Origin of the sequence: Microcystis sp. M_OC_Ca_00000000_C217Col, assembly GCF_007095585.1 — a bacterium.
In the GTDB taxonomy this organism is placed as follows: domain Bacteria; phylum Cyanobacteriota; class Cyanobacteriia; order Cyanobacteriales; family Microcystaceae; genus Microcystis; species Microcystis panniformis.
Map to the genome: position 1 here is coordinate 1 of NZ_SFBV01000219.1, position 3,294 is coordinate 3,294.

Below are 3,294 nucleotides of genomic sequence, written 5' to 3' on the forward strand. Positions count from 1 at the left end.
TGTGTGCCACTATTCATAAAAAGGGTCCGCCACCTGAAAAGCCGCCCTCCTTGGCCAGAAGCGGTCAGAATGATTGCTTCTCTTGGGGGTTTTTTAGGTAGAAAAGGCGACGGTGAACCAGGTGTTAAAACTATTTGGTTGGGACTGCGAAGGTAACATGATATCAGCCAGACTTGGAAACTATCTCATCAAATTAGTCCCCCTATAGAACCCCCTTGAGCCATATTGCACACTTTTCTCTTTTTGTCAAATTTTATGTTAAGAAAGATGTGACTAATGGATAGCTTATTAAGGGGGGCAGGGGGGATCGAACCTAAAATCCATTTTTAATTTAATTATAACCAGCTACTTAAAATGATGAATATTACTATTTTAAATCTCTACGATAGCGATTATCAACTTTGGTTAGAAAACACTATCAACCAATTGCGTCGGGGGGATTTTCAAGCGGTAGATTGGCAGAATTTATTAGAGGAGTTGGCAGATTTGGGAAAAAGTGAACGACGAGCATTAGAAAGTTTATTAACTCGACTCCTAGAACATTTACTGAAGTTAACTTACTGGCAATCCCAACGGGATTATAATCAAGCTGGATGGAAAAAAGAAATTCGCAATTTTCGGATTCAGATCAAAAAAATTCTCAAAGATAGTCCCAGTTTAAAGTCCTATTTAAGGGAAATTTTGCAGGAATGTTATCTCGATGCTCGCAATCTGCTTATTGACGAAACCGAATTAGATGCCAGTATTTTCCCTCTGGAAGTGTTAGCTAATCTCGAGGAGATTCTCGATCAAAATTGGCTGCCGGATTGGGAAGCTATCAGCAAGGATTCTGAACAGTGCAATTAAGGAGTAAAAAATGATGAATATTACCAGGCCAAATCTCTACGATAGCGATTATCAACTTTGGTTAGAAAACACTATCAACCAATTGCGTCGGGGGGATTTTCAAGCGGTAGATTGGCAGAATTTATTAGAGGAGTTAGCAGATTTGGGGAAAAATAATCGACGAGCGCTTAAGAGTCTCTTAACTCGACTCCTAGAACATTTACTGAAGTTAACCTACTGGCAATCCCAACGAGATTACAACCAAGCAGCATGGAAAAAAGAAATCAGGAATTTTCGCCTACAAATTGCTGATCTTTTAGAAGATAGTCCCAGCTTAAAGTCCTATTTAAGGGAAATTTTAGCCAAATGTTATCTCGATGCTCGCAATCTGATGATTGACGAAACCAGATTAGATGCCAGTATTTTCCCCGTGGAAGTATTAGCTAGTCTGGAGGAGATTCTCGCTGAAAATTGGCTGCCGGATTGGGAAGATATAAACAGCGATAAATCTTCCCAAGCGAACTAAAGATTAGCTTCACCTACCCGGTTTACAAACATTATAATCTTCGTGAGAGATAACCGCTTCTGGGACGAGGAGATTGCCGTGGTCGCGACAGATGAGGCGATAATTGCGGGTAACGGGGATACTGATAATAAAGCGATCGTGTCGCAATCGTTTACCGTGGAAATCTCGATAATTGCGGTGATTTTGTAATCCTTGCAGGATTTCCCTAGCTTTAAGTACCACATTTTTCGGTAATTCCCGCAGATCGATCGGATCTTGGGAAAAAGTGGCTTCCCAGGCATTTTTTTGACGTTTTCTTTCTTCCCAAGCGGCATCTAGTTGAGCGCAATGATGGCAGACTTGGCCATAACCCTTGTGACCACAGGGAAACTTCTTCTTTCTTCTGGACATAATACCATCTGTCTGTAAGGCTGTGAGAGACTATTCAAGAGCGGTAAAGCTTGCTTCACTTTTGGCAGATGGAGAAGAAAGTCTTTACCTAGTGATTATCTATACTTACCAGCATACAGGGATCGATACCTCGTTTGGCCATTGACCGGCAAGAAAGTTGATCTTGGTTAGTTAGGGCCTGCTGTCACCAACAGGATTAAGGCTGCTTAGAATAATTCCCATTCTTGGGTTCTTAAACGTTTGAGAATGGCCAAACGGCTACTAAAATAATTAGCACAGAGACGACTATAATCGGTTAAACGCAGGTTATTTAAGCTAATTGACCAAGACCAAATATAGGCCGCTTGGGTGAGATACTGAAGACAAGATAATTCACCATCGGTTAAAGGCACTGTTTGATCGTAACCTTGAATAAAACTGTGGCGAACCTGGCGATTTAAACCAGATTGTAGGGAAACTTGCAGAAATTTAGCGATATCAAAAACTCGCCAACCATAACCGCACTGATCGAAATCAAATAGGGTCATCTGATTATCAGGGGTGATATGCACATTACCACTATGAGGATCGCCCCAACAAATGCTCCAATAGGGAGATTCTGTCGGTAATTTAGCGGTTTCTTCCTCTATTTCCCCAATGGTTTCTAAGACACAGTCTAGGTCGCTCGGTCGTTGGTGCAGAAAAGGTGCAATAATTTGCAGGGAATCCTCGAGAAGATATTTGAGGTTGAGGGGATGACGATAGGCTAGGGTTTGAAAATCTGCCGTCACCTGATGTAAATTAGCCACGATCGCCCCTAAATGATAGGCTTGCTCTATATCTATATCCCCAATGGCAATTCCCCCCGGAGCATAGGGAAAAAGGACGGCGTAACGTTTCCCTTCCGGAGCATTAATTTCTAGGGATAAATCACCGTTTTTGCTGCGAATTGGCGCGGCGACGGGAACCTGAGAGCGATCGAGATAATCTAATAATTCTAACTCGAAGTCGATTTCCATTTTGCTGCGCCAATGGCAGTGAGACACTCGCAAAATGTAAGGAGTTGTCATGGTTTCGAGGAGATACACATCACTTAAACCCCGATGCCAAAATTGACAATTTTTCGGTACATCAATCTCGTAACGAGAAAAAACTAAATCTGCTAGGGCAGCGGGAGCCAGAGTGGAGTAGAGTGTGGGAAAAGTCCATTCTCCAGGCCGAAAATTGGCAGCGGCAGAACTAGAAGGCAGTAAATTGAGCGAAGCCAGAAAAGTCGTCACGGTTCCCTCCCGATGCAAGTGTGGACAACGCTCGCATCATCCTATTTTATAGGCCACATATATTACAAATTGGTTCGATCGCTCCGTATATTTCGCTACATTCCTCTGACTTGAAAGAGGGTGTGGGGTGTGGGGTGTAGGGAAAGAAACCTCTTTCATCTGTGGGGGTGAAAATTTTGGCGTTGCATAATAGAGATATGAATGGAGGAAATCAAAATGCAATGCCCTGAATGTAAATCTACCCATATCCGTAAAAATGGCATCAATAAACAAGGTAAACAAAATCATATTTGT

General features: G+C 42.3%; 5 protein-coding genes and 1 pseudogene. 4 read left to right on the forward strand and 2 right to left on the reverse strand.

Annotated elements, in window-relative coordinates; translation table 11 throughout:
* From EWV66_RS13145 to EWV66_RS13155, 3 genes and pseudogenes are all read left to right on the forward strand, one after another.
* A pseudogene (locus EWV66_RS13145) lies at positions 1–219 on the forward strand (IS4 family transposase); the annotation flags it as partial.
* 135 nt (positions 220–354) lie between these two features.
* Positions 355–846 (forward strand): DUF29 domain-containing protein, encoded by a 492-nt coding sequence (locus EWV66_RS13150; RefSeq protein ID WP_052277503.1) that lies wholly within the window; start codon positions 355–357, stop codon positions 844–846.
* Positions 847–856: 10 nt separating this feature from the next.
* Positions 857–1,351, forward strand: a complete 495-nt coding sequence (locus EWV66_RS13155) for a DUF29 domain-containing protein (RefSeq protein WP_052277504.1) — start codon at positions 857–859, stop codon at positions 1,349–1,351.
* Between the two features lie 9 nt (positions 1,352–1,360).
* On the opposite strand, the gene EWV66_RS13160 is transcribed toward EWV66_RS13155, so the two are convergent.
* Positions 1,361–1,741, reverse strand: a complete 381-nt coding sequence (locus EWV66_RS13160) for a DUF7682 family zinc-binding protein (protein WP_002747647.1) — start codon at positions 1,739–1,741, stop codon at positions 1,361–1,363.
* Positions 1,742–1,947: 206 nt separating this feature from the next.
* Positions 1,948–3,000: a phosphotransferase enzyme family protein gene (locus EWV66_RS13165; protein WP_043995549.1), complete on the reverse strand. Its 1,053-nt coding sequence runs from the start codon at positions 2,998–3,000 to the stop codon at positions 1,948–1,950.
* Between the two features lie 216 nt (positions 3,001–3,216).
* Between EWV66_RS13165 and EWV66_RS24155 the strand changes: the two genes are divergently transcribed.
* Positions 3,217–3,294, forward strand: a 78-nt coding sequence (locus EWV66_RS24155; RefSeq protein ID WP_502705652.1) for a transposase-like zinc-binding domain-containing protein, incomplete at its 3' end; no start/stop codon positions are given.